The sequence below is a fragment of the Citrobacter sp. Cpo012 genome (assembly GCF_030333015.1).
GTDB lineage: Bacteria > Pseudomonadota > Gammaproteobacteria > Enterobacterales > Enterobacteriaceae > Citrobacter > Citrobacter portucalensis.
Genome location: NZ_JAOWGR010000007.1, coordinates 1 through 338, shown reverse-complemented (window position 1 = coordinate 338; position 338 = coordinate 1). Strand labels below are relative to the sequence as shown.

Sequence of the window (338 nt, the reverse complement as noted above, 5' to 3'; positions counted from 1 at the left end):
TCCAGATTTTTAAAGAGCAAAACTTCGCAGTGAACCTTTTCAGGTACACTCTGAAGTTTTCTTGTGTTTTTGCAGTAAGGGATGGTGGAGCTATGCGGGATCGAACCGCAGACCTCCTGCGTGCAAGGCAGGCGCTCTCCCAGCTGAGCTATAGCCCCATCGTAGTTATCTCATTCACCTTAATTCTTGCTGAGACAAGGCGTGGAACGGTGAAGCATACTGAAGTATGCGAGTCGTTTCACAACGCGGTATCAGAAAGAATTTGGTAGGCCTGAGTGGACTTGAACCACCGACCTCACCCTTATCAGGGGTGCGCTCTAACCACCTGAGCTACAAGC

The 338-nt window shown here is 49.7% G+C and carries 1 tRNA gene; it reads right to left on the bottom strand.

The features are described from left to right. Positions 1–82: 82 nt before the first annotated feature. A tRNA-Ala gene (locus OGX90_RS00020) sits at positions 83–158 on the bottom strand. Positions 159–338 lie beyond the last annotated feature (180 nt).